We start from the raw sequence: 25,330 nt of genomic DNA on the forward strand, positions 1-25,330 counted from the left end.
CTTCAGCGCCTTCTGGCGGGTAACGTGCTGGTGATGAATAAAGGAGATGAAGACGCTATGCTGGGATTAAAACAGGTTCACCATATTGCGATTATTGCGACAGATTATGCCGCGAGTAAGTCCTTCTATTGCGATATTCTGGGCTTTACGCTGATGAGTGAAGCCTATCGCGAAGAACGAGACTCGTGGAAGGGGGATCTGGCGCTAAACGGGCAATATGTGATTGAGCTTTTTTCCTTTCCTTTCCCTCCAGCGCGTCCAGGTCGCCCGGAAGCCTGCGGCTTGCGCCATCTGGCGTTCAGCGTAGATGACCTGGATAACGCGATTGCGCATCTGGAGGCGAATCATGTCAATTGCGAAGCCATCCGTATTGATCCCTTCACCAACAAGCGTTTCACCTTTTTTAAAGACCCGGATGGTCTGCCGCTCGAACTGTATGAGCAGTAAGACTTGTTATTGCGACGATTGCCCGGTAACGTGCCGGGCAACGTCACTGTAAATAACCGCTATGACAACACTCACGCTGAACACCTCGCTTTTCACCTCCCGACAGATACTGGTCGCTTTTAGCGGCGGTCTGGACTCTACCGTGCTCCTGCACCAGCTGGTGCAGTGGCGGGCGCAACAACCGACTCTCTCACTTCGCGCGATCCACATTCATCATGGGCTAAGCGCTCACGCCGATGCGTGGGTAGCGCATTGCGAAGCCGTCTGTGCGCAATGGCAGGTGCCGCTGCTGGTGGAACGGGTAACGCTGGCGGACGCGGGACTGGGGATTGAAGCACATGCCCGACAGGCGCGGTATCAGGCATTCGCCGACGCATTGTTGCCCGGTGAAGTGCTGGCGACCGCCCAGCATCTTGACGATCAGTGTGAAACTTTTTTACTGGCGCTCAAACGAGGTAGCGGCCCGGCGGGACTGTCTGCGATGGCGGAGATCTCTGCGTTTGCCGGCACGCAACTCATTCGTCCGCTGCTGACGCAACCCCGTGCGGCGCTGGAGCAATGGGCAAGACAACATCAGCTTCGCTGGATTGAAGATGAAAGCAATCAGGATGACGCCTACGATCGTAACTTCCTGCGTTTGCAGGTGCTGCCGCTCCTGCAACAGCGCTGGCCGCATTTCGCTGATGCCACCGCACGCAGCGCCGCGCTGTGCGCCGAGCAGGAGAGTCTGCTGGATGAACTGCTCGCCGATGAACTGTCAGCCTGCACCACGGCAAACGGAACGCTGGCGCTGACGCCGCTCATGGCGATGAGCCGTGTCCGGCGTGCAGCGCTGCTTCGCCGCTGGCTGGCTGCGCAAAATGCGCCAATGCCTTCACGCGATGGACTGGACCGTCTCTGGCAGGAGGTGGCGCTGGCGCGTGAAGATGCATCACCCTGTCTGCGTTTCGGCGACTATGAGGTGCGGCGTTATCAGGGGCAACTGTGGTGGATTAAATCTGCTGTCGGACAAAGTGAGACGATACTGCCCTGGCCTTGCTGGCAGATGCCGCTCACGCTGCCTGCCGGACTGGGCCATCTGCGGCTGCAACCGGGTGGCGAATTGCGCATACCCCGCGAGGATGAGTGCGTCAGCATCCGTTTTAAAGCTCCCGGAATGCTGCATATCGTTGGCCGCAACGGCGGGCGTAAGCTAAAGAAAATCTGGCAGGAACTGAATGTACCTTCCTGGCGACGTGATACCACGCCGTTGTTGTTTTACGGTGAAACACTGATTGCGGCGGCAGGGGTATTTGTCACGCATGACGGAGTGGCGGGTGAGGCATCGGGGGTGGAACTGGTGTGGGATAAGAGCATCTGAAATGCCTGATGACGCTGCGCTTATCAGGCCTACGTATCGCATGGCGCGTAGGCCGGATAAGGTGCTTGCACCGCCATCCGGCAACACATATTCAGGATTCGCTAACCACCACGGTACCGATTTCCGGATGGCTGAAGCTGACAATTTTATCGAGACGAAGCTCGCGTGTTTCACCCGCAACCTCGGTGATCAGATATTCCACGTTTTTCCGCGAAACCAGATCGTTGGCTTTCGCCTGCAAAACTTCACCATCTTTCAGTTCCAGCGTCAGTAATAAATGATGCTGGCAGGCGAGCTCGAGGTTGTCGTAGTCATCACAGTTGATGGGTTGGTATGTATCATTCATTGACATAATCGCTCACCAGTAAGTTCGCCGCAGCATAGGCCGCCTTTTCCCTGACCGACTCTGAAAGGGCACTGTCTGCCGCGATTTCATTAAGCACCTTCAATACGCAACCCAGCGCATCCGGGATATACCCTAAGTCTCCGCTGGCGATTTCCGCATACCGCTTGCGTATTAACTCACAATATTTTTCCACATGCCCTCCTGTCAGCATTCTGACTTAACCGTGGATGCAAGTCTAAGCCTACGAAGATAAACTCTGTTTAGCAAGGTGACTATACCACAGCCATTCACGCAATATCAGCGCCTTGATTGATGATCCTCTGACAGCCTTTTGGCTTCATTTTCGCTACAATGACCGCCTGATTCGAAAGGAGTTTTTCCATGGCGCTTAAAGCGACAATTTATAAAGCCGTCGTCAACGTGGCGGACCTTGACCGCAACCAGTTTCTTGATGCGGCATTGACGCTGGCGCGTCACCCCTCTGAAACCCAGGAGCGCATGATGCTGCGTCTGCTGGCGTGGATTAAGTATGCGGATGAGCGTCTCCAGTTTACGCGTGGCTTAAGCGCGGAGGATGAACCGGAAGCGTGGTTGCGTAACGATCATCTGGGTATCGACTTGTGGGTCGAACTGGGATTACCGGATGAACGGCGTATTAAGAAGGCGTGTACGCAGGCCGCCGACGTGGCGCTGTTTGCTTATAACAGCCGGGCGGCGCAGATCTGGTGGCAGCAAAACCAGAGCAAATGCGCGCAGTTTTCGAATCTCACGGTCTGGTATCTGGATGATGAACAACTGGCCCAGCTCAGCGCCTTTGCGAACCGTACCATGACGCTACAGGCGACGATTCAGGACGGAGCGATCTGGCTATCTGATTCTCAGAATAATCTGGAAATTCATCTGACGCCGTGGCAACAACCGGCATGATCGTCATTTCACGGACTGTCTCGATCCCCGACGATGAGCTGGAGATCACTGCCATTCGTGCGCAGGGCGCAGGGGGACAGCACGTCAATAAGACCTCAACGGCGATACATTTGCGTTTTGACATTCGGGCCTCCAGCCTGCCAGAGTATTATAAGGAACGTCTGCTGGCCGCCAGCCATCATTTGATTACGGCTGATGGTGTGATGATTATTAAGGCGCAGGAGTACCGCAACCAGGAACTCAACCGGGAAGCGGCGCTTGCCAGGCTGGTGGCGGTCATAAAAGAACTTACCGCAGAACAAAAAAGCCGACGCGCAACCCGACCGACGCGGGCATCGAAAGAGCGAAGATTAAATTCGAAGGCGCAGAAATCCTCAGTAAAAGCCCTTCGCGGAAGAGTCCGTCGCAATGACTGACGGGCAGGAATAAAAATTGATAGGGAGTCAGGGTGAAAAAAACACTACTTTCAGCAATGGCGGCGTTTACGCTCTTCGCACTGATTGGCTGTAACAACCGTTCAGACGTTGACGTTATCCAGCCGACCCAGATTGCGGAATTAACACCGATGCAGCAAAGCTGGCGAGGTATTCTACCTTGTGCCGACTGTGAGGGAATTGAGACCTCCCTGTTTCTGGAGAAAGACGGCACATGGGTAATGAACGAACGCTATCAGGGCGTGCGTGAAGAGCCGTCTTCTTTTGCCTCCTACGGCACCTGGGCGCGTACTGCCGATAAACTGGTGCTGACCGACAGTCAGGGCGAGAAATCCTGGTATCGTGCGAAAGGAGACGCGCTGGAGATGCTGGATCGGGAGGGGAATCCTATCGAGTCTCAGTTCAACTATACGCTTGCGCCAGTGAAATCGAGCCTGCCAGTGACGCCGATGGCGATGCGTGGCATGTATTTCTATATGGCGGATGCCGCGACCTTTACCGACTGTGCGACCGGAAAGCGAGTTTCCGTTGCCAGTAACGCGGAGCTGGAGCGCGGTTATCTTGCAGCGCGTGGCGCCAGTGAAAAACCGGTGCTGTTGTCTGTCGAAGGGCACTTCACGCTGGAGGCGAATCCGGATACCCATGAGCCAGTGAAAACGCTGATGGCCGATAAAGAAATTAAATTTATTCCGGGTAAGAGCTGCACCGACTGAGAGGCTGACTGAAAGATAGCTGCCCGGTTACCCGGGCAGCTATCGTCTTATCTGTGATGATGCTATTGCCGTCCCGTGCTTAGCGCGTCAGTCCTACAAAACGTCCCGTCTTGATATAAATCCCTAACTTCAAATGGCCGACATAACGTAGCTGTGTTTCTGGCTTAAACGCAGCAACATCGCCTTCCCGCATGTGCATCAGATCGGCAGGGCTTATCCAGCCCGATTGCGCCAGAGTCAGCGGATGTCCCGCTTTAGCAAACGCGTCGGTGACGAACTCGGAACAAAACCACGCCGTTTTCTCTCCCTCACGCGTGTCACTCAATTGCGCTTTCGCCAGCCCGCTGACGCACTGCTGTCGGAAATCTTCCGAAAAGGGGTTAAGCGAACACATCTGGCGGGTCATCATAAACGGAATGAATTCAGCGATACCGCGATAGTTGTAGCCGCTGTTTTTGATTTTGTAGGAGAAGGTTTTGATCTCAGCGGCCTGCTGCGGGGTCAGTTCCGGAACTCTTAGGGCAAAAAGCTTATCGCTATGCTTCATCGCTTGTTCGAGCGAAACGATTTGCACGCCGGCACCGGTGGCTTCCGCTACTTCATTATTTCCCAGGTAGACGGCAACGTGGCTTACGGAAGCGTTACTGAATGCGCGGATGCCTAATGAGGTAACCCCAAGGCTGGAGGAGAACAGGAGATCGCCTGGCTTAAGATCGGCATCGGTGATTTCGACCAGTGCTTTATTGGTGAATGAGCTCTGGCGCTGGAATTTAACCGCCCATTTTTGGGATTGCGCATCAATGGCGGTGGCGGATTTATCCGGTGGGCTGACGTCAACGGTGCAGGACGAAAGCAAAAGCAGGCAAGGGAGGAACAGACGGTAATACGTCGTTGGTTTAGCCATTTTATACAATCCATGTAAAAAAGAGGCCCTGAAAATCAGAGCCTCTTATGACATCAGCCTTTAATCTGTTTAACCAGATAGTTGACGATGTCGCCGGTTTTTATTAGCTGTTTCTCGCCATTGCGACGGTATTTGTATTCAATATCGTCGTTGTCGAGGTTACGGTCGCCCAGCACGATAGTGTGCGGAATCCCGATCAGTTCCATATCCGCGAACATCACGCCTGGACGCTCTTTACGGTCGTCCATCAGCACTTCGATGCCCTGCGCACGCAGCTCGGCATACAGTTTTTCAGCCAGTTCCTGCACGCGATAGGACTTGTGCATGTTCATCGGCAGAATCGCGACCTGGAATGGGGCGATGGCGTCAGGCCAGACGATGCCGCGATCGTCGTAATTCTGTTCAATGGCCGCCGCCACCACACGTGTAACCCCGATACCGTAGCAGCCCATGGTCAGGATCTGATTGCGGCCATCTTCGCCCTGAACGGCGGCTTTCATCGCTTCCGAATATTTGGTGCCCAACTGGAAGATGTGACCGACTTCGATACCGCGTTTAATCAGCAGCGTGCCTTTGCCATCCGGGCTCGGATCGCCGGCGACGACATTACGGATGTCAGCCACTTCCGGGGTTGCGACATCGCGATCCCAGTTGATACCGAAGTAGTGTTTACCGTCGATGTTCGCGCCCGCGCCGAAGTCGCTCATCGCAGCCACGGTACGGTCAATTACCATCGGAATCGGCATGTTCACCGGACCGAGAGAACCCGGGCCTGCTTTCACCACGGCACGAATTTCTTCTTCGGTCGCGAAGGTCAGTGGGCTGGCAACCTGCGGCAGTTTTTCTGCTTTTACTTCGTTCAGCTCGTGGTCGCCACGAACCAGCAGCGCAACCAGCGGGTAAGCGCTTCCTTCCACCGCTTTCACCAGCAAGGTTTTCACGGTTTTCTCGACAGGCAGATTGAACTGTTCAACCAGCTCGGCGATGGTTTTCGCGTTCGGTGTATCAACCAGCGTCATCTCCTGAGTTGCAGCGCCACGCGGTTCTTTCGGCGCAACGGCTTCAGCAAATTCAATGTTGGCCGCGTAGTCAGAGGAATCAGAGAAGATCACATCGTCTTCACCGCTCTGCGCCAGTACCTGGAATTCGTGCGAGGCGCTACCGCCGATTGAACCGGTGTCAGCCTGTACCGCGCGGAAATCCAACCCCATACGGCTGAAGATCTTGCTATAAGCCGCGTACATCGCGTCGTAGGTTTCCTGCAGCGATTCCTGAGAGGTGTGGAAAGAGTATGCATCTTTCATCAGGAATTCACGGGAGCGCATCACGCCGAAACGCGGGCGCACTTCGTCACGGAATTTAGTCTGAATCTGGTAGAAGTTCAGCGGCAGCTGTTTGTAAGAGCTGAGCTCGTTACGAATCAGGTCGGTGATTACTTCTTCATGCGTTGGGCCGAGTACGAACGGACGATCGCCACGGTCTGCAATACGCAGCAGTTCCGGGCCGTACTGTTCCCAACGACCACTCTCTTGCCACAGTTCAGAGGGCTGAACGACCGGCATTAACACCTCGATGGCACCGGCGTTGTTCATCTCTTCACGCACGATGTTCTCGACTTTTTTCAGGACGCGCACGCCGGTCGGCAGCCAGGTGTATAACCCAGAGGCCAGCTTGCGGATCATCCCGGCGCGCAGCATCAGCTGATGGCTGATAACCTCGGCGTCGGCAGGTGTCTCCTTCAGAGTGGAGAGCAGGTATTGGCTAGTACGCATGTTGTTACGGTTCCAGTTGAACGATCGAACAGGCTCAATGCGAGCCTGACACAAAAAAAGTAACTCAGTTTACCAGCGAGAAAGGGATGTCAAAAGAGAAGGGCGTGAAATTAGCGGGGTTCTAGCGCAAAGACTTCGAAACCCGTCTCAGTTACGCGCCAGCGCACGTTGAAATCGTGCAGCCAGACGGCGTAGGTTTTGCCTGTCTCTTCCCCTTTTCGATAGGCAGGACGCGGGTCCTGCGCCAGCACATCGCGAATAAACGTTTTCAGCAAGGAGTAACGTTTTTCCAGTGCAGGAAACTGTTGCTCAATCTCGTCGGTAAAACTCACCGGCATTTCAGCCAGTGGTGCCTGTTGCGCGTAGCTGGCGGTCGCATCCGGCAGAGATTCGGCGAACGGCAGATAGGGCTTGATGTCGATGACCGGCGTACCGTCGACCAGATCCAGACTACCCAGTTGCAGAATAACCTGATCTTTCTGACAGACAATGCCTTTCAGCTCAACCAGCGACATGCCAACGGGATTGGGGCGAAATGTTGAGCGCGTGGCGAATACGCCCATACGCGCGTTACCGCCAAGACGAGGCGGGCGCACGGTTGGGCGCCATCCTCCTTCCATCGTCTGATGGAAAACAAAGATCACCCATAAATGGCTGAATGCTTCAAGACCGCGTACCGCCTCGGCCTGATTATAGGGCGACAGCAGGTGCAGTTCGCCGTTGACACTTTTTACCAGCCCAGGCTGGCGGGGAACGGCGAACTTCTCTTTGTAAGGTGAGCGAATGACACCGATTTGCTCAAACTGAAAATGACTCATTTAGCCGAGATGTTGAGCGCAGAACCAATACAGACGGCCTGACGATAGCAGCCCGGCGTCCCGCTGGTGACTTCACAGCTATGCAGTAAAACGGCATTGGCTTTCATTTTTGACGCATTAATCTGCATGCGTTTACGTGCTGTCGGGATGTTCGGCGGGGAGTCCTGGTTAGAGGCCTGACAGGATTCACCGGTTACTTCACCGAGATCGCGGAACGGTTTGCCGACCAGATCTTCAGCATTGGTATAAATTCTGACGGGGACCGCGCGCGGCGCTTTCGGTTTTTCCGGCTCCGCTTTAGGCGGGGTTGCGGTGCTTTGTACGGGTTCAACAGGGGATCTGCTTAGCATAGAACAGCCGCTCAGCATGAGTGCTAATAAACAGATCGGTAAAGCACGCATAATATTTCCTCAATGAATGATCTAACTGTCACATATTGAATCAGGAGCTTGCATAAATGACAAGACGGGCAAACGCCCGTCCTGAATGATATTACAGATTGTGAAAAGCGCCTAAAAATTACCAGCCCTTAACAGCACCACCGTTGAAGACTTTGTTTGCTGCTTCGTAGACTTCGTCAGACTGATAAGCCTGGACGAATTTCTTCACGTTCTCCGCGTCTTTGTTGTCTTCACGGGTCACGATCAGGTTGACGTACGGGGAATCTTTATCTTCAACGAAGATACCGTCTTTCGCTGGCGTCAGGTTGATCTGGCTGGCGTAGGTGGTGTTGATCACCGCCAGGGCAATCTGCGCATCATCAAGAGAGCGCGGCAGTTGCGGGGCTTCCAGTTCGACGATTTTCAGATTTTTCGGGTTCCCGACGATATCCAGTGAGGTCGGCAGCAGGCCAACGCCATCTTTCAGTTTGATCAGGCCCACTTTCTGCAGCAGCAGCAGGGAACGGCCCAGGTTGGTCGGATCGTTCGGAACCGCTACCTGCGCGCCATCCTGAAGTTCATCCAGGGATTTGATTTTTTTGGAGTAGCCAGCGATCGGATAAACAAAGGTATTGCCTGCGGCAACCAGTTTGTACCCGCGATCTTTGATCTGCTGATCCAGATACGGTTTGTGCTGGAAGGCGTTGGCATCGATATCGCCTTTGCTCAGCGCTTCGTTCGGCAGAACGTAGTCATTGAAGGTCACCAGCTCAACGTCCAGACCGTATTTTTCTTTTGCGACTTTTTGCGCGACTTCAGCCACCTGCTGTTCCGCACCGACAATCACGCCGACTTTGATGTGGTTCGGATCTTTTTCATCCTGACCGCAACCCACGAGTGTCAGTGAACCAATCAGGGCGCCTACTGCCGCAATGGTTTTGAATTTGAACGCCATGCTTATTTCCTTAATGTGATATTTGTGTTTTGTAGAACGTTACTTGTGCGTCACAGTCCGGACGATGCGATCGCCCGCGAACTGAATTAAATAAACCAGAACAACGAGTAATACCAGTACCGTATTCATAACAGTAGCATTGTATCCAATGTAACCGTACTGATAGCCTATCTGTCCTAGACCGCCGGCACCTACGGCACCGCCCATAGCGGAATAGCCGACCAGTGTAATCAGCGTAATGGTCGCCGCGTTCACCAGCCCTGGCAGGGCTTCCGGCAGCAGCACTTTGCGTACAATTTGCAGCGGCGTTGCGCCCATTGCGCGCGAGGCTTCGATCAGCCCTGTCGGGATTTCGAGTAGGGCGTTTTCCACCATACGCGCGATAAACGGTGCCGCACCGACGGTGAGTGGGACAATCGCGGCCTGCAAACCGATTGATGTCCCGACAATGACGCGAGTGAACGGAATCATCCATACCAGCAGAATAATGAACGGAATCGACCGGAAGATGTTCACGACGGCAGACAGCGTGCGGTAGAGTTTCGCGTTCTCAATGATTTGTCCGGGACGCGTCACGTACAGCAACACGCCAACTGGCAGGCCGATCACAAAACCAAAGAAACCCGATACGAAGGTCATCGCCAGCGTTTCCCAGACGCCACGAACCAGCAGCCACATCATCGGTTCAGACATAACCCAGTACCTCTACTTTTACATGGTGTTCTTGCAGCCAGGCGATCGCGGCCTGCGTTTCTTCTTGTGTACCGTGCATTTCAGTCAGCATGATGCCGAACTTCACGCCGCCGGCGTAATCCATCTGCGCGCTAATAATGTTGTTATTCACGTTGAAGCGGCGCGCCGTTTCGGAAAGCAGCGGCGCATCAACCGACTGACCGGTAAATTCCATGCGCAGCATCGGTACGCTGTCAGCCGTCGACTCCGCCTTGAGGCGCGCCAGATAATCTTCCGGAATGTCCAGATGCAGCGTGGACTGAATAAACTTCTGCGCCAGAGGCGTTTTCGGATGGGAAAACACTTCGCTGACGGTATCTTGCTCAATCAGTTCACCGTTGCTGATAACCGCCACGCAGTCGCAGATGCGTTTAACCACATCCATCTCATGCGTAATCAGCAGGATGGTCAGGCCAAGGCGACGGTTAATGTCTTTCAGCAGTTCGAGAATAGAGCGAGTGGTGGCCGGATCCAGCGCGCTGGTCGCTTCGTCGCACAGCAGCACTTTGGGCTGGCTTGCCAGCGCACGGGCGATGGCGACACGCTGCTTCTGACCACCAGATAAGTTTGCAGGATAACTGTCGTGTTTATCTCCCAGTCCCACGAGGTCGAGCAGTTCTGTCACGCGACGCTTAACCTCTTCTTTCGGCGTGTTGTCGAGTTCCAGCGGCAGAGCAACGTTACCAAAAACGGTACGGGAGGACAGCAGGTTAAAGTGCTGGAAAATCATGCCAATCTGGCGCCGCGCTTTGGTCAGCTCAGATTCAGATAACGTCGTCAGCTCCTGTCCACCGACCTGAACACTCCCTTCAGTCGGGCGCTCCAGAAGGTTTACACAGCGGATCAGCGTACTTTTACCGGCGCCTGAGGCACCGATAACGCCATAAATCTGTCCGGCAGGGACATGCAGGCTAACGTTATTCAACGCCTGAATGGTGTGAGTCCCCTGATGGAACACTTTGGTGATACTCGAAAGTTTAATCATTGATTATTTATTATCGTAATGGAGTTACCGTGGCATTTTCGTCTGTCTGATGCGGTCAAAAACCGTCAACAAAATGGATGTTAAGGCATCCAGACGTCTAAATCAATCAGGGTTTCTACGATGAGCACTTTCTTGCCTGCCGAAACATGCGATACTAGGGCTACATGCCTTACTCAGGAGCTATAAAAGGTGGCAACGTCCGTACCCGCAATTTTTCTCGACCGTGACGGCACAATTAATGTCGATCACGGCTACGTACATGAAATCGACGAGTTCGAATTTATCGAAGGTGTTATTGATGCCATGCGCGAGCTTAAAACCCTGGGCTATGCGCTGGTGGTTGTCACCAACCAGTCAGGGATTGCGCGCGGCAAATTTACCGAAGCGCAGTTTGAGACATTAACAGAGTGGATGGACTGGTCACTGGCCGATCGCGATGTCGACCTCGACGGTATCTATTATTGTCCGCACCACCCGCAGGGCAGCGTGGAAGAGTACCGCCAGGTCTGCGATTGCCGTAAACCGCATCCGGGGATGCTGATCTCGGCCCGCGATTTCCTGCACATTGATATGGCAGCATCTTATATGGTGGGCGACAAATTAGAAGATATGCAGGCGGCTGCCGCAGCAGGAGTCGGGACTAAGGTGCTAGTGCGTACCGGCAAGCCGATCACCCCGGAAGCAGAAAATGCGGCCGATTGGGTATTAAACAGCCTTGCTGACCTGCCATCGGCGATTAAAAAGCAGCAAAAATAAGCATTGTGGTCAAAAGGTGAGCGGTTGAAATAAATCTGCATTTTTCCGCTTGTCTTCCTGAGTCGACTCCCTATAATGCGCCTCCATCGACACGGCGGATGTGAATCACTTCACAGAAAAACGCCAGTGAGATTGAAGAGAAAAATCCTGAAAAAAGATTGACTCTGAAAGAGGAAAGCGTAGTATACGCCACCTCGCGACAGAGCGCTAAAGCGCGTCGCAACTGCTCTTTAACAATTTATCAGACAATCTGTGTGGGCACTCAAAGTGACATGGATTCTTAACGTCCTCGGACGAAAAATGAATACCAAGTCTCAAGAGTGAACACGTAATTCATTACGAAGTTTAATTCTTTGAGCATCAAACTTAAATTGAAGAGTTTGATCATGGCTCAGATTGAACGCTGGCGGCAGGCCTAACACATGCAAGTCGAACGGTAACAGGAAGCAGCTTGCTGCTTCGCTGACGAGTGGCGGACGGGTGAGTAATGTCTGGGAAACTGCCCGATGGAGGGGGATAACTACTGGAAACGGTAGCTAATACCGCATAACGTCGCAAGACCAAAGAGGGGGACCTTCGGGCCTCTTGCCATCGGATGTGCCCAGATGGGATTAGCTAGTTGGTGAGGTAACGGCTCACCAAGGCGACGATCCCTAGCTGGTCTGAGAGGATGACCAGCCACACTGGAACTGAGACACGGTCCAGACTCCTACGGGAGGCAGCAGTGGGGAATATTGCACAATGGGCGCAAGCCTGATGCAGCCATGCCGCGTGTATGAAGAAGGCCTTCGGGTTGTAAAGTACTTTCAGCGGGGAGGAAGGGGATGTGGTTAATAACCGCATTCATTGACGTTACCCGCAGAAGAAGCACCGGCTAACTCCGTGCCAGCAGCCGCGGTAATACGGAGGGTGCAAGCGTTAATCGGAATTACTGGGCGTAAAGCGCACGCAGGCGGTCTGTCAAGTCGGATGTGAAATCCCCGGGCTCAACCTGGGAACTGCATTCGAAACTGGCAGGCTTGAGTCTCGTAGAGGGGGGTAGAATTCCAGGTGTAGCGGTGAAATGCGTAGAGATCTGGAGGAATACCGGTGGCGAAGGCGGCCCCCTGGACGAAGACTGACGCTCAGGTGCGAAAGCGTGGGGAGCAAACAGGATTAGATACCCTGGTAGTCCACGCCGTAAACGATGTCTATTTGGAGGTTGTTCCCCTGAGGAGTGGCTTCCGGAGCTAACGCGTTAAATAGACCGCCTGGGGAGTACGGCCGCAAGGTTAAAACTCAAATGAATTGACGGGGCCCGCACAAGCGGTGGAGCATGTGGTTTAATTCGATGCAACGCGAAGAACCTTACCTGGTCTTGACATCCACAGAACTTGGCAGAGATGCCTTGGTGCCTTCGGGAACTGTGAGACAGGTGCTGCATGGCTGTCGTCAGCTCGTGTTGTGAAATGTTGGGTTAAGTCCCGCAACGAGCGCAACCCTTATCCTTTGTTGCCAGCGGTCCGGCCGGGAACTCAAAGGAGACTGCCAGTGATAAACTGGAGGAAGGTGGGGATGACGTCAAGTCATCATGGCCCTTACGACCAGGGCTACACACGTGCTACAATGGCATATACAAAGAGAAGCGACCTCGCGAGAGTAAGCGGACCTCATAAAGTATGTCGTAGTCCGGATTGGAGTCTGCAACTCGACTCCATGAAGTCGGAATCGCTAGTAATCGTGGATCAGAATGCCACGGTGAATACGTTCCCGGGCCTTGTACACACCGCCCGTCACACCATGGGAGTGGGTTGCAAAAGAAGTAGGTAGCTTAACCTTCGGGAGGGCGCTTACCACTTTGTGATTCATGACTGGGGTGAAGTCGTAACAAGGTAACCGTAGGGGAACCTGCGGTTGGATCACCTCCTTACCTGAAAGAACCTTTCCTTTGCAGTGTCCACACAGATTGTCTGATGAAAAGTGAATAGCAAGGCGTCTTGCGATTGAGACTTTGTGTCCCCTTCGTCTAGAGGCCCAGGACACCGCCCTTTCACGGCGGTAACAGGGGTTCGAATCCCCTAGGGGACGCCACTTGCTGGTATGTGAGTGAAAGACGCGTGCCTCAGTATCTCAAAACTGACTTGTGAGTCATGTTTGAGATATTTGCTCTTTAAAAATCTGGATCAAGCTGAAAATTGAAACGACACACAGTCAATGTGTGTTCGAGTCTCTCAAATTTTCGCAACACTGACGGTGTTTTACGAAACATCTTCGGGTTGTGAGGTTAAGCGACTAAGCGTACACGGTGGATGCCCTGGCAGTCAGAGGCGATGAAGGACGTGCTAATCTGCGAAAAGCGTCGGTAAGGTGATATGAACCGTTATAGCCGGCGATGTCCGAATGGGGAAACCCAGTGCAATTCGTTGCACTATCGTTAAGTGAATACATAGCTTAACGAGGCGAACCGGGGGAACTGAAACATCTAAGTACCCCGAGGAAAAGAAATCAACCGAGATTCCCCCAGTAGCGGCGAGCGAACGGGGAGCAGCCCAGAGCCTGAATCAGCATGTGTGTTAGTGGAACGGTCTGGAAAGGCCGGCGATACAGGGTGACAGCCCCGTACACAAAAGTGCATGTGTTGTGAGCTCGATGAGTAGGGCGGGACACGTGGTATCCTGTCTGAATATGGGGGGACCATCCTCCAAGGCTAAATACTCCTGACTGACCGATAGTGAACCAGTACCGTGAGGGAAAGGCGAAAAGAACCCCGGCGAGGGGAGTGAAAAAGAACCTGAAACCGTGTACGTACAAGCAGTGGGAGCCTCTTTTATGGGGTGACTGCGTACCTTTTGTATAATGGGTCAGCGACTTATATTCTGTAGCAAGGTTAACCGAATAGGGGAGCCGAAGGGAAACCGAGTCTTAACTGGGCGTTAAGTTGCAGGGTATAGACCCGAAACCCGGTGATCTAGCCATGGGCAGGTTGAAGGTTGGGTAACACTAACTGGAGGACCGAACCGACTAATGTTGAAAAATTAGCGGATGACTTGTGGCTGGGGGTGAAAGGCCAATCAAACCGGGAGATAGCTGGTTCTCCCCGAAAGCTATTTAGGTAGCGCCTCGTGAACTCATCTTCGGGGGTAGAGCACTGTTTCGGCTAGGGGGTCATCCCGACTTACCAACCCGATGCAAACTGCGAATACCGAAGAATGTTATCACGGGAGACACACGGCGGGTGCTAACGTCCGTCGTGAAGAGGGAAACAACCCAGACCGCCAGCTAAGGTCCCAAAGTCATGGTTAAGTGGGAAACGATGTGGGAAGGCTCAGACAGCCAGGATGTTGGCTTAGAAGCAGCCATCATTTAAAGAAAGCGTAATAGCTCACTGGTCGAGTCGGCCTGCGCGGAAGATGTAACGGGGCTAAACCATGCACCGAAGCTGCGGCAGCGACACTATGTGTTGTTGGGTAGGGGAGCGTTCTGTAAGCCTGCGAAGGTGTGCTGTGAGGCATGCTGGAGGTATCAGAAGTGCGAATGCTGACATAAGTAACGATAAAGCGGGTGAAAAGCCCGCTCGCCGGAAGACCAAGGGTTCCTGTCCAACGTTAATCGGGGCAGGGTGAGTCGACCCCTAAGGCGAGGCCGAAAGGCGTAGTCGATGGGAAACAGGTTAATATTCCTGTACTTGGTGTTACTGCGAAGGGGGGACGGAGAAGGCTATGTTGGCCGGGCGACGGTTGTCCCGGTTTAAGCGTGTAGGTGTGTGTTCCAGGTAAATCCGGTTCACTTTAACACTGAGGCGTGATGACGAGGCACTACGGTGCTGAAGTAACAAATGCCCTGCTTCCAGGAAAAGCCTCTAAGCATCAGGTAACATCAAATCGTACCCCAAACCGACACAGGTGGTCAGGTAGAGAATACCAAGGCGCTTGAGAGAACTCGGGTGAAGGAACTAGGCAAAATGGTGCCGTAACTTCGGGAGAAGGCACGCTGATATGTAGGTGAAGTGATTTACTCATGGAGCTGAAATCAGTCGAAGATACCAGCTGGCTGCAACTGTTTATTAAAAACACAGCACTGTGCAAACACGAAAGTGGACGTATACGGTGTGACGCCTGCCCGGTGCCGGAAGGTTAATTGATGGGGTTATCCTTAGGGAGAAGCTCTTGATCGAAGCCCCGGTAAACGGCGGCCGTAACTATAACGGTCCTAAGGTAGCGAAATTCCTTGTCGGGTAAGTTCCGACCTGCACGAATGGCGTAATGATGGCCAGGCTGTCTCCACCCGAGACTCAGTGAAATTGAACTCGCTGTGAAGATGCAGTGTACCCGCGGCAAGACGGAAAGACCCCGTGAACCTTTACTATAGCTTGACACTGAACACTGGTCCTTGATGTGTAGGATAGGTGGGAGGCTTTGAAGTGTGGACGCCAGTCTGCATGGAGCCAACCTTGAAATACCACCCTTTAATGGCTGGTGTTCTAACGTGGGCCCCTAATCGGGGTTGCGGACAGTGTCTGGTGGGTAGTTTGACTGGGGCGGTCTCCTCCTAAAGAGTAACGGAGGAGCACGAAGGTTAGCTAATCCTGGTCGGACATCAGGAGGTTAGTGCAAAGGCATAAGCTAGCTTGACTGCGAGCGTGACGGCGCGAGCAGGTGCGAAAGCAGGTCTTAGTGATCCGGTGGTTCTGAATGGAAGGGCCATCGCTCAACGGATAAAAGGTACTCCGGGGATAACAGGCTGATACCGCCCAAGAGTTCATATCGACGGCGGTGTTTGGCACCTCGATGTCGGCTCATCACATCCTGGGGCTGAAGTAGGTCCCAAGGGTATGGCTGTTCGCCATTTAAAGTGGTACGCGAGCTGGGTTTAGAACGTCGTGAGACAGTTCGGTCCCTATCTGCCGTGGGCGCTGGAGAATTGAGGGGGGCTGCTCCTAGTACGAGAGGACCGGAGTGGACGCATCACTGGTGTTCGGGTTGTCATGCCAATGGCACTGCCCGGTAGCTAAATGCGGAAAAGATAAGTGCTGAAAGCATCTAAGCACGAAACTTGCCCCGAGATGAGTTCTCCCTGACCCTTTAAGGGTCCTGAAGGAACGTTGAAGACGACGACGTTGATAGGCCGGGTGTGTAAGCGCAGCGATGCGTTGAGCTAACCGGTACTAATGAACCGTGAGGCTTAACCTTACAACGCCGAAGCTGTTTTGGCGGATTTGAGAGAATATTCAGTTCAGCTTGATACAGATTATGTCACTACGTGGAAACGGGGTGATAAAACAGATTTGCCTGGCGGCTGTAGCGCGGTGGTCCCACCTGACCCCATGCCGAACTCAGAAGTGAAACGCCGTAGCGCCGATGGTAGTGTGGGGTCTCCCCATGCGAGAGTAGGGAACTGCCAGGCATCAAATTGAAAAACCTGAAGTAGTCTTCGAGGCAGTTCACTACTCGATGAGAGTAGGACAAAAGCAAAGCTTTTGAACGTTGCGAAGCAACGGCCCGAAGGGTGAATCACGAAGTGATTCATAAACTGCCAGGCATCAAATTAAGCAGTAAACTGGTGTCAAAACCAGTGGTTGTAGAAAAATTCGGTGGAGCGGTAGTTCAGTTGGTTAGAATACCTGCCTGTCACGCAGGGGGTCGCGGGTTCGAGTCCCGTCCGTTCCGCCACTTATTAAGAGCCCTGAGTTAACACTCAGGGCTTTTTCTTTTGCCTGAAATTCCATTATTGCTAAAAACGCAAAAATCTTCTGCTTTTTCCGTTCTTTTTCCGCACAATGTAAAACGTCATAATCTTCTCAGTTAACGAACATGATGAATCAAAGAGGAATTATTATGACTATCCCTGCATTCGGTTTAGGCACCTTTCGTCTTAAGGACGATGTGGTTATTGCATCCGTAAAAACGGCTCTGGAGCTCGGTTACCGCGCTGTTGATACTGCACAAATCTATGATAATGAAGCTGCAGTCGGTCAGGCGATTGCTGAGAGCGGCGTTCCGCGCAATGAGCTGTACATTACAACCAAGATCTGGATTGAGAATCTGAGTAAAGAGAAACTGATCCCAAGCCTGAAAGAGAGCCTGAAAAAACTGCGTACTGATTATGTTGATCTGACGCTGATCCACTGGCCTTCTCCAGACGATGCAGTATCGGTTGAAGAATTCATGCAGGCGCTGCTGGAAGCGAAAAAACAGGGGCTGACGCGTGAAATCGGTATTTCTAACTTCACCATTCCGCTGATGGAAAAAGCCATTGCTGCGGTCGGCGCTGAAAATATCGCGACTAACCAGATCGAACTGTCTCCTTACCTGCAAAACGGTAAAGTGGTTAACAGGGCGAAGGAGCACGGTATCCACATCACCTCTTACATGACGCTGGCGTATGGTAAAGCATTGAAAGATGAAGTGATTGCCCGTATCGCAACGAAACACAATGCCACTGCTGCTCAGGTGATCCTGGCATGGGCGATGGGTGAAGGTTATTCGGTCATTCCTTCTTCCACTAAGCGTGAAAATTTGGCAAGCAACCTGCTGGCGCTGGATCTGACGTTAGATGCCGAAGATAAAAAAGCGATCGCGGCTCTGGATTGCAACGATCGCCTGGTAAGCCCGGAAGGTCTGGCGCCTCAGTGGGATTAATAGAGTAACCCCTGAGTGCCTTTAACCCTCTTTAACAGCTCCCCCGGGAGCTGTTTTTATATGTTCACTCAGAAAGTCGATAAAGGCCCGAATACGCGTACTCACGGCGCGATCGCTGTAATAGACCGCACTGAACGGCATTTCCACGGGCAGACGTTTATCTGCCATCAGTTCCACCAGTTCACCTCGCGCGATTTCCCGATCGATCATGTAGTCTGACAGGCAGGCAATGCCGTTTCCACTGAGGCAGAGCTGTTTAAGCGTTTCGCCGCTGTTTGATGAAATACCACATGCAATCTCATGAAGTTGGCCATCGTTACAGGCGATGGGCCAGGTGTTGAGGGACACGGGTTCGGTGAAACCCAGGCACAGATGCTCCTTCAGCTCTTCTACCGTTTCAGGTTTACCAAAACGATCGAGATAGTCCGGTGAGGCGATAATCTTTCGGTAGCTGGTAAATAGTGGTCGGGCGCGCAGACTGGAATCCGTTAGCGTGCCCGCTCGGATTGCGACATCCACTTTCCTCTCGATCAGATTGATAAAGGTTTCAGAGGAGACAAGAGAAAGGGTAATTTCCGGATAACGTTCGCGAAAAGGCTTTATCAACGGCATCAGAAAGTGCAGCATCACCGGCGTGGCGGCATCGATACGCAGCACACCGCGTGGAGTATTACGTGTCTCCATGATTTCCGTCTCTGCTGCCGCCATCTCCTGCAACAGAGACTGGACGCGGCGAAAATAACGTTCGCCTTCTTCAGTCAGACTGAGTTGTCGCGTCGTTCGGTTGAGTAAACTCACGCCGAGCTTCATTTCCAGCTTTTTGACCGCCCGGCTTACCGCTGAGTTTGCCTGACCTAACTGTTCCGCCGCCCGGCTGAAGCTTCCGCTTTCTACTACTGAAACAAAAATGGCGAGTTCTTCTGAGGTTGCTTTCATTTTTGCACCTGAAGCAAAATTTCATCGATATTTTGGATATTTTTATCATTAAAACATCCCGGCATACTGCATGTCATCTGAATCCTGATGTCATGGCCTGATGGGTACGGCCGGATTAAGCCTTTGATGTAAGCGCATGCTTACAAAACAATCTGCAATTGGTCGTTGAAAGTGTGAGCTAAAATCCCTATAACAGAAGAACCAGCCCGGCACCGGACTGGTTGACGTTACAGAGGTTTGAAAGTCAAAAGTGCGAAAAAACACCTATGCCATGCGCTATGTTGCCGGACAACCCGCTGAGCGGATTTTGCCGCCAGGGTCATTTTCGAGCATCGGCCAGGCATTACCCGCCGGGGCGCCGTTAAGCAGTGAAGATCGGATCCGTATCCTGGTGTGGAATATTTTTAAGCAGCAGCGAGCGGAATGGCTTTCGGTGCTGAAGAATTTTGGCAAAGATGCGCATCTGGTGTTGTTACAGGAAGCTCAGACGACGCCGGAACTGGTGAGGTTTGCGACGGCGAATTACCTGGCGGCCGACCAGGTGCCAGCATTTGTTCTGCCACAGCATCCGTCAGGGGTGATGACGCTCTCATCCGCGCATCCCGTGTATTGTTGCCCGCTTCGCGAACGTGAACCTATCCTGCGACTGGCGAAGTCGGCGCTGGTTACCGTCTATCCGTTGCCAGATACGCGACTGTTGATGGTCGTTAACATTCATGCGGTTAACTTTAGTCTGGGGGTCGATGTGTATAGTAAGCAGTTACTTCCAATCGGTGACCAGATTGCGCATCACAGTGGTCCGGTGATTATGGCCGGAGATTTCAATGCCTGGAGCCGACGCCGCATGAATGCGCTGTATCGCTTCGCGCGCGAAATGTCGCTGCGCCAGGTGCGTTTTACTGACGATCAGCGCCGTCGCGCGTTTGGTCGTCCGCTGGATTTTGTCTTTTATCGTGGCCTGAACGTCAGCGAGGCGTCTGTACTGGTCACGCGCGCATCCGATCACAATCCGCTACTCGTTGAATTCAGTCCCGGCAAACCTGAGCAGTAAGGTGTGTCAGGTCTGCCGTTGGGGCAGACCTGTAGTGGTGCTGCCCTTTATCTTGCAAACAACCAAAGGACAGCATAATGACAACACACTCCCACCACGACAACGTCGAAAAGCAGTTTGGCTCCCAGGCTAACGCCTATTTAACCAGTGCCGTGCATGCATCCGGTCGCGACTTACAGCGACTGGCTGAGCGCCTGTCTGCTTTCCCACAGGCCAGCGTACTGGACATGGGCTGTGGCGCCGGGCATGCCAGCTTTATCGCCGCTCAGAATGTGAAACAAGTGGTGGCTTACGATTTATCTTCGCAGATGCTTGAGGTTGTTGCACAGGCGGCAAAAGAGAAGGGATTAGCCAACATCACCACCAGGCAGGGGTATGCTGAAAGCCTGCCGTTTGAGGATGGTGTCTTTGATGTTGTTATCAGTCGTTACTCGGCGCATCACTGGCATGATGTCGGCAGAGCGCTGCGTGAAGTCAATCGGGTATTAAAACCGGGCGGTGTGCTGATTATTATGGATGTGATGTCCCCAGGGCATCCGGTCCGCGATGTCTGGTTACAGACGGTTGAAGCATTGCGCGACACCTCGCACGTTCGCAACTATTCCAGCGGTGAGTGGCTGGCGCTGATGAATGACGCGAACCTGATTGTCGATTCGTTGATAACCGACCGTTTGCCGTTGGAGTTCAGTTCATGGGTGGTGAGAATGCGTACGCCTGCTGAACTGGTAGACGCCATTCGTCTCTATCAGGTGAGCGCCTCTGCTGAGGTGAAAACCTACTTCGCCTTGCAGGACGAGGGATCGTTTACCAGCGATACCATTATGGCCGAAGCACATAAAGCGGCATAAATAAAAAAGGCACCGGGGGAAATCGGTGCCTTTTAATATTGCGAGCTATCAGGAGTCTGGCGTGTTGTTGTTTTTCACAAACAACGTCAGTTGATCGCCGGGCTTCAGATTGTCCGTATCGTTGTTCCAGCGCATAACATCTTTGATGTTAACGCCGTGACGTTTAGCAATGCTCGAAAGCGAATCGCCCTTACGTACACGATAGGTAATACTGTCGCTGTTATTAGCCAGTAGCTGTGCACGGTTACCTGCACCGACCGTCAGACTTTGGCCCACTTTCAGCGTTGAACCGCGCAGCTTGTTCCACTGCTGCAGATCCTTCGTGCTCACGCCGAGACGTGAAGCAATGCCGGAAAGCGTATCGCCAGAGCGAACGGTATAGCTACGGCTGTTCAGCGGGGTGTTATCTGCCACCAACGTGGACTGTACGGCGGCAATTTCGCCGGCTGCCAGAGATTCACGCAGTTTCTCTGCATGCTTCTTTGGTACCATCACGTATTGCGGGCCGCTTGCGCCCAACGTAGAGCCTTTCACACCAGCATTAAATGTCTTCAGCTTGCTGACGGGAATACCCGCCATATCGGCAACCTGCGCCATTTCAACCGGACTGCTTAAACGAACACGCGCCAGTGCACGACTTTCGTCTGTGGTTGGCAGACGTACGCCATAACGTTTGCTGTTCTTGAGAATATCACTCAGGGCCAGCATTTTTGGCACGTACAGCTTCGTTTCCTGAGGCAATGGCAACGACCAGAAGTCGGTGGATTTCCCACGCGCTTTGTTCGTTTTAATCGCCTTCATGACCCGACCTTCGCCGCTATTATAAGCCGCAACGGTCAGCAGCCAGTCACCGTCAAACATTTTGTTCAGACGCTGCATCATGTCGAGCGCTGCAGTTGTGGAAGCCACAACATCGCGACGCGCGTCATAACTGCGAGTCTGTTTTAAACCATAATTGCGCCCCGTGCTCGGAATGATCTGCCAGATGCCTGCGGCATTGGCGCCAGACGTCGCGTGAGGATCAAAAGCGCTCTCCACTATGGGTAGTAGTACCAGTTCCATTGGCATGTTACGTTTTTTAACTTGCCCGGCTATCCAGTACATATACGGCTCTGCCCGTAAAGTTACATCGTGGAGATAGCTCTTATTGCGTAAATACTTCTGTTTTTGTTCGCGAATCCGGTCATTTTCCGGAATTCCCATCTTTAGCTCGTCGCCAATGAAAGCCCACAGGTCTTGATCCGGCGCGAGGGACGTCCCATCGTCCATCCATCGTGCCTGACTCGTAAACTTTCCTGCTTCCCCTTGACCAGCTGCAGAAAGGCTCTGTGCGTGCTGTTGGACATTGCCGGCGTTTTGAGACGACTGGCAACCCACGAGCAGGACAGAGGCGAGTAAGATCGCTTTTGCCTTCATGTGTGTGTCAATAGTTGCTTAAAAGACGACCGATCATAACGGCGAAGTTTTGAAAAGGCAACCAGGAATTATCAGAAGCTGTCTTTCTTTGACCTTAACCAGGCAAATCGCTCTTCAGGGTGTTGCAATATTGTTTCTTTGTTAATTTCATTAATTAAATCAATATCTTCTGTTCTTAAAAAAATATTATTTTTCCGCTCATTTTTCAGAATAACGGGTAGTGTTATTTGTTTTTTTACCCGTAACTCATTAACTTTACGATAATAATCATTTATGTACGAATCGTGCGGTAGGATGCTCAGTGCAAACGTTAAATTTGCTAAAGTATACTCGTGGGCGCAACAAATAAGCGTATCGTCAGGAAGTGCGGATATTTTTTTAAGTGATTGATACATCTGACTGGCTGTACCTTCGAACAGGCGTCCACAGCCGCCGGAGAACAGCGTATCACCGCAAAAAAGATAAGGATGACTGAAGTAACAGATATGTCCTAAAGTGTGACCGGGTGTAGCAAATACACTAAATTCATGCCCCAAAATGAGGGCGGAATCACCCTCTTCGACTATGTGAGTGACCCCCTTATCTTGTGTCTCTGCCGGTCCGTAAACCACTAGTTTAGGAAAGGTCTGCACCAGTTCTTTCACGCCACCGACGTGGTCGTGATGATGGTGGGTGAGTAAAATGGCCTCCGGCTGCCACTGATTTTCGGCAATGGCTTTTAACACTGGCGCAGCGTCACCCGGGTCCACGATCAGGCAACGTCCTTCATCATTACTCAGAACCCAGATGTAATTGTCCTGAAACGCCGGAATACTGTTAAGATTCATAAATTACCTCTCTGTCTATGCATAACGGATGGTTGTGATGAAACCGGCAAGGAACCCTCAAACAGTCGTAGCACCCGATCGCTGGAGCGATTTGCCCTGGGGAGAGTACTATCGTGAGGCGCTGGAAAAACAGCTTAACCCGTGGTTTGCAAAAATGTATGGGTTTCACCTGCTTAAGGTGGGCAATTTGAGTGCGGAAATCAACTCAGAAGCCTGTGCGGTTTCGCATCAGGTTAACGTTTCTGCCAAAGGCTCGCCGGTCCAGGTTCAGGCCGATCCGCTTCATCTACCCTTTGCCGATAAATCTGTCGATGTTTGTCTGCTGGCGCACACGCTCCCCTGGTGCGCCGATCCCCACCGCTTGCTACGTGAGGCCGATCGGGTACTCATTGATGATGGCTGGCTGGTGCTGAGCGGATTTAACCCGGTCAGCCTGATGGGACTGCGCAAACTGGTGCCGGTACTGCGTAAATCTTCGCCTTATAATAGTCGTATGTTTACGCTGATGCGCCAACTGGACTGGCTGTCGCTGCTGAATTTTGAAGTGCTGTATTACAGCCGTTTTCACGTGTTGCCATGGAAAAAACAGGGGGGAAAGATGTTAAACGCACATCTTCCCGCGCTGGGCTGTATGCAGGTAATTGTGGCGCGTAAGCGAACAATTCCACTTACGCTCAATCCGATGAAACAGAGCAAAGCGAAAGCGCGTATCACTCAGGCCGTCGGCGCGACCCGGCAGTATCGTAAACCAGACGTTTAGGCTTCAGGCTGATAGCCAACATCTTCCTGGGTTGGGTTCATGGCGGCGGCACGGGCAAGCTCATCACAACGCTCGTTTTCCGGATGACCGGCATGGCCTTTTACCCATTCCCATTTGATCTGATGCTGACCGAGCGCAGCATCAAGACGCTTCCAGAGATCGACATTTTTTACCGGTTTTTTGTCGGCTGTTTTCCAGCCGCGTTTTTTCCAGTTGTGGATCCATTGGGTGATCCCCTGGCGCACATACTGACTATCGGTGCTCAAAATGACTTCGCACTGTTCTTTCAGGGCTTCCAGGGCGACTATCGCGGCCATTAGCTCCATGCGATTATTGGTCGTGAGGGTATAGCCCTCATTAAAGGTTTTTTCGCGCCCGCGATAGCGTAAAATTGCACCATAACCACCCGGACCTGGATTGCCCAGGCACGAACCGTCGGTGAAAATTTCTACCTGTTTAAGCATCTCTGGTAGACTTCCTGTAATTGAATCGAACCGTAAAACGACAAGTCTGACATAAATGACCGCTATGAGCACTGCAATTACACGACAGATCGTCCTCGATACCGAAACCACCGGTATGAACCAGATTGGCGCGCACTACGAAGGGCACAAGATCATTGAGATCGGTGCCGTCGAGGTGGTGAACCGTCGTCTGACGGGGAATAACTTCCATGTTTATCTGAAGCCTGACCGACTGGTGGATCCGGAAGCGTTCGGCGTACACGGTATTGCGGATGAGTTTCTGCTGGATAAGCCGACGTTTGCCGAGGTAGCGGATGAGTTTCTCGACTATATCCGCGGGGCGGAGCTAGTCATTCATAACGCGTCGTTTGATATCGGCTTTATGGACTACGAGTTCGGCAAGCTCAATCGTGATATCCCGAAAACGAATACCTTCTGTAAAGTCACAGATAGCCTGGCGCTGGCGAGGAAGATGTTTCCTGGCAAGCGTAACAGCCTGGATGCGTTGTGCTCGCGTTATGAAATAGACAACAGCAAGCGTACGCTGCATGGCGCGTTGCTTGATGCCCAGATTCTGGCCGATGTTTATCTGATGATGACAGGCGGTCAGACAACGATGGCGTTTTCGATGGAAGGTGAAACCCAACAGCAGGGCAATACGGGGATCCAGCGCCTTGTGCGTCAGGCCAGCAAGTTACGCGTCGTTTTCGCCACTGATGAGGAAGTTGCGGCCCATGAATCGCGCCTCGACCTGGTGGAAAAGAAAGGGGGAAGTTGCCTCTGGCGGGCGTAGAGAATCAGTTTATGAGGTAAAAATCGTCGCTTGGGTGATTTTTACAGCAAACGATTAAAAACGCGAGAAAAAGCGTTGACGAGGTGCGA

24 protein-coding genes, 2 tRNA genes and 3 rRNA genes are annotated in these 25,330 nt (G+C 52.6%); 16 read left to right on the forward strand and 13 right to left on the reverse strand.

Annotated features, from left to right (window positions below):
• Positions 1-57: 57 nt before the first annotated feature.
• Both F384_RS00970 and tilS read left to right on the forward strand, forming a co-directional pair.
• On the forward strand, positions 58-447 hold the full coding sequence (locus F384_RS00970) for a VOC family protein (protein WP_046497562.1): 390 nt from the start codon (positions 58-60) through the stop codon (positions 445-447).
• 61 nt (positions 448-508) lie between these two features.
• The gene (tilS, locus tag F384_RS00975) at positions 509-1,807 is read left to right on the forward strand and encodes a tRNA lysidine(34) synthetase TilS (RefSeq protein WP_046475839.1); all 1,299 of its coding nucleotides are present in this window, start codon (positions 509-511) and stop codon (positions 1,805-1,807) included.
• A 91-nt stretch (positions 1,808-1,898) separates the two neighbouring features.
• Here the strand turns inward: tilS and rof are convergent, their stop codons facing one another.
• The gene (gene rof, locus F384_RS00980) at positions 1,899-2,159 is read right to left on the reverse strand and encodes a Rho-binding antiterminator (protein WP_042323659.1); all 261 of its coding nucleotides are present in this window, start codon (positions 2,157-2,159) and stop codon (positions 1,899-1,901) included.
• On the reverse strand, positions 2,146-2,346 hold the full coding sequence (locus F384_RS00985; RefSeq protein WP_042323658.1) for a YaeP family protein: 201 nt from the start codon (positions 2,344-2,346) through the stop codon (positions 2,146-2,148). The genes rof and F384_RS00985 overlap by 14 nt, the downstream gene beginning before the upstream one ends.
• 188 nt (positions 2,347-2,534) lie before the next feature.
• Between F384_RS00985 and F384_RS00990 the strand changes: the two genes are divergently transcribed.
• Genes F384_RS00990 through nlpE form a run of 3 tightly spaced genes read left to right on the forward strand, consistent with a single transcriptional unit; the run spans position 2,535 to position 4,227 of the window.
• Positions 2,535-3,080: a YaeQ family protein gene (locus F384_RS00990; RefSeq protein WP_046475843.1), complete on the forward strand. Its 546-nt coding sequence runs from the start codon at positions 2,535-2,537 to the stop codon at positions 3,078-3,080.
• Entirely contained in the window at positions 3,077-3,496 is a 420-nt protein-coding gene (arfB, locus tag F384_RS00995; RefSeq protein ID WP_046475846.1) for an alternative ribosome rescue aminoacyl-tRNA hydrolase ArfB, read from the forward strand. Before F384_RS00990 ends, arfB begins: the two co-directional genes overlap by 4 nt.
• A 32-nt stretch (positions 3,497-3,528) precedes the next feature.
• Positions 3,529-4,227, forward strand: a complete 699-nt coding sequence (nlpE, locus tag F384_RS01000; RefSeq protein WP_046475849.1) for an envelope stress response activation lipoprotein NlpE — start codon at positions 3,529-3,531, stop codon at positions 4,225-4,227.
• Between the two features lie 79 nt (positions 4,228-4,306).
• Here the strand turns inward: nlpE and F384_RS01005 are convergent, their stop codons facing one another.
• The 7 genes from F384_RS01005 to metN form a co-directional block, all read right to left on the reverse strand.
• Complete coding sequence (locus F384_RS01005) at positions 4,307-5,131, reverse strand: YaeF family permuted papain-like enzyme (protein ID WP_046475851.1); 825 nt, start codon at positions 5,129-5,131, stop codon at positions 4,307-4,309.
• Positions 5,132-5,184: 53 nt separating this feature from the next.
• Positions 5,185-6,903 carry a proline--tRNA ligase gene (proS, locus tag F384_RS01010; protein WP_046475854.1) on the reverse strand — a complete coding sequence of 573 codons (1,719 nt, stop codon included), beginning with the start codon at positions 6,901-6,903 and terminating at the stop codon, positions 5,185-5,187.
• Positions 6,904-7,013: 110 nt separating this feature from the next.
• Complete coding sequence (tsaA, locus tag F384_RS01015) at positions 7,014-7,721, reverse strand: tRNA (N6-threonylcarbamoyladenosine(37)-N6)-methyltransferase TrmO (protein ID WP_046475855.1); 708 nt, start codon at positions 7,719-7,721, stop codon at positions 7,014-7,016.
• On the reverse strand, positions 7,718-8,122 hold the full coding sequence (rcsF, locus tag F384_RS01020) for an Rcs stress response system protein RcsF (protein ID WP_042323642.1): 405 nt from the start codon (positions 8,120-8,122) through the stop codon (positions 7,718-7,720). The genes tsaA and rcsF overlap by 4 nt, the downstream gene beginning before the upstream one ends.
• Positions 8,123-8,240: 118 nt before the next feature.
• Positions 8,241-9,056, reverse strand: coding sequence for a methionine ABC transporter substrate-binding lipoprotein MetQ (metQ, locus tag F384_RS01025; RefSeq protein WP_046475858.1), 816 nt, complete (start codon positions 9,054-9,056; stop codon positions 8,241-8,243).
• 39 nt (positions 9,057-9,095) lie between these two features.
• Positions 9,096-9,749: a methionine ABC transporter permease MetI gene (locus tag F384_RS01030; RefSeq protein WP_042323638.1), complete on the reverse strand. Its 654-nt coding sequence runs from the start codon at positions 9,747-9,749 to the stop codon at positions 9,096-9,098.
• Positions 9,742-10,773 (reverse strand): methionine ABC transporter ATP-binding protein MetN, encoded by a 1,032-nt coding sequence (gene metN, locus F384_RS01035; RefSeq protein WP_046475860.1) that lies wholly within the window; start codon positions 10,771-10,773, stop codon positions 9,742-9,744. Before metN ends, F384_RS01030 begins: the two co-directional genes overlap by 8 nt.
• Positions 10,774-10,962: 189 nt before the next feature.
• Between metN and gmhB the strand changes: the two genes are divergently transcribed.
• From gmhB to dkgB, 7 genes are all read left to right on the forward strand, one after another.
• Entirely contained in the window at positions 10,963-11,529 is a 567-nt protein-coding gene (gene gmhB / locus F384_RS01040) for a D-glycero-beta-D-manno-heptose 1,7-bisphosphate 7-phosphatase (protein ID WP_046475862.1), read from the forward strand.
• A gap of 368 nt (positions 11,530-11,897) precedes the next feature.
• Positions 11,898-13,438, forward strand: a 16S ribosomal RNA gene (locus F384_RS01045).
• An 85-nt stretch (positions 13,439-13,523) separates the two neighbouring features.
• Positions 13,524-13,599: transfer RNA gene (locus tag F384_RS01050), tRNA-Glu, on the forward strand.
• A gap of 191 nt (positions 13,600-13,790) precedes the next feature.
• Positions 13,791-16,697: ribosomal RNA gene (locus F384_RS01055) — 23S ribosomal RNA — on the forward strand.
• Between the two features lie 98 nt (positions 16,698-16,795).
• Positions 16,796-16,911, forward strand: a 5S ribosomal RNA gene (gene rrf, locus F384_RS01060).
• The 16S, 23S and 5S rRNA genes sit together here with 2 tRNA genes alongside, the layout of an rRNA operon.
• A gap of 189 nt (positions 16,912-17,100) precedes the next feature.
• A tRNA-Asp gene (locus tag F384_RS01065) sits at positions 17,101-17,177 on the forward strand.
• 165 nt (positions 17,178-17,342) lie between these two features.
• On the forward strand, positions 17,343-18,146 hold the full coding sequence (gene dkgB / locus F384_RS01070; RefSeq protein ID WP_046475865.1) for a 2,5-didehydrogluconate reductase DkgB: 804 nt from the start codon (positions 17,343-17,345) through the stop codon (positions 18,144-18,146).
• Between the two features lie 21 nt (positions 18,147-18,167).
• Here dkgB and yafC read toward each other — a convergent pair whose 3' ends face one another.
• Positions 18,168-19,082, reverse strand: coding sequence for a DNA-binding transcriptional regulator YafC (gene yafC, locus F384_RS01075; RefSeq protein WP_046475867.1), 915 nt, complete (start codon positions 19,080-19,082; stop codon positions 18,168-18,170).
• A 250-nt stretch (positions 19,083-19,332) separates the two neighbouring features.
• Here yafC and F384_RS01080 point away from each other — a divergent pair, with 250 nt between their 5' ends.
• Entirely contained in the window at positions 19,333-20,133 is an 801-nt protein-coding gene (locus F384_RS01080; protein ID WP_046475869.1) for an endonuclease/exonuclease/phosphatase family protein, read from the forward strand.
• Positions 20,134-20,210: 77 nt separating this feature from the next.
• Positions 20,211-20,981: a class I SAM-dependent methyltransferase gene (locus F384_RS01085; RefSeq protein ID WP_046475871.1), complete on the forward strand. Its 771-nt coding sequence runs from the start codon at positions 20,211-20,213 to the stop codon at positions 20,979-20,981.
• Positions 20,982-21,029: 48 nt separating this feature from the next.
• Here F384_RS01085 and mltD read toward each other — a convergent pair whose 3' ends face one another.
• Together mltD and gloB are read right to left on the reverse strand one after the other, a co-directional pair.
• On the reverse strand, positions 21,030-22,397 hold the full coding sequence (gene mltD, locus F384_RS01090) for a murein transglycosylase D (RefSeq protein ID WP_046475873.1): 1,368 nt from the start codon (positions 22,395-22,397) through the stop codon (positions 21,030-21,032).
• Between the two features lie 71 nt (positions 22,398-22,468).
• Positions 22,469-23,224: a hydroxyacylglutathione hydrolase gene (gloB, locus tag F384_RS01095; RefSeq protein ID WP_046475875.1), complete on the reverse strand. Its 756-nt coding sequence runs from the start codon at positions 23,222-23,224 to the stop codon at positions 22,469-22,471.
• 37 nt (positions 23,225-23,261) lie between these two features.
• Here gloB and F384_RS01100 point away from each other — a divergent pair, with 37 nt between their 5' ends.
• Positions 23,262-23,984: a class I SAM-dependent methyltransferase gene (locus F384_RS01100; protein ID WP_046475877.1), complete on the forward strand. Its 723-nt coding sequence runs from the start codon at positions 23,262-23,264 to the stop codon at positions 23,982-23,984.
• Here the strand turns inward: F384_RS01100 and rnhA are convergent.
• A complete protein-coding gene (rnhA, locus tag F384_RS01105) occupies positions 23,981-24,559 on the reverse strand; it encodes a ribonuclease HI (protein ID WP_162200227.1) in 579 nt (192 codons plus the stop codon). The genes F384_RS01100 and rnhA overlap by 4 nt on opposite strands.
• Here rnhA and dnaQ point away from each other — a divergent pair.
• On the forward strand, positions 24,513-25,241 hold the full coding sequence (dnaQ, locus tag F384_RS01110) for a DNA polymerase III subunit epsilon (RefSeq protein WP_080950039.1): 729 nt from the start codon (positions 24,513-24,515) through the stop codon (positions 25,239-25,241). The two genes, rnhA and dnaQ, sit on opposite strands and share 47 nt — an antisense overlap.
• Positions 25,242-25,330: the final 89 nt, after the last annotated feature.

Source organism: Citrobacter amalonaticus Y19 (assembly GCF_000981805.1).
Taxonomy (GTDB): domain Bacteria; phylum Pseudomonadota; class Gammaproteobacteria; order Enterobacterales; family Enterobacteriaceae; genus Citrobacter_A; species Citrobacter_A amalonaticus_C.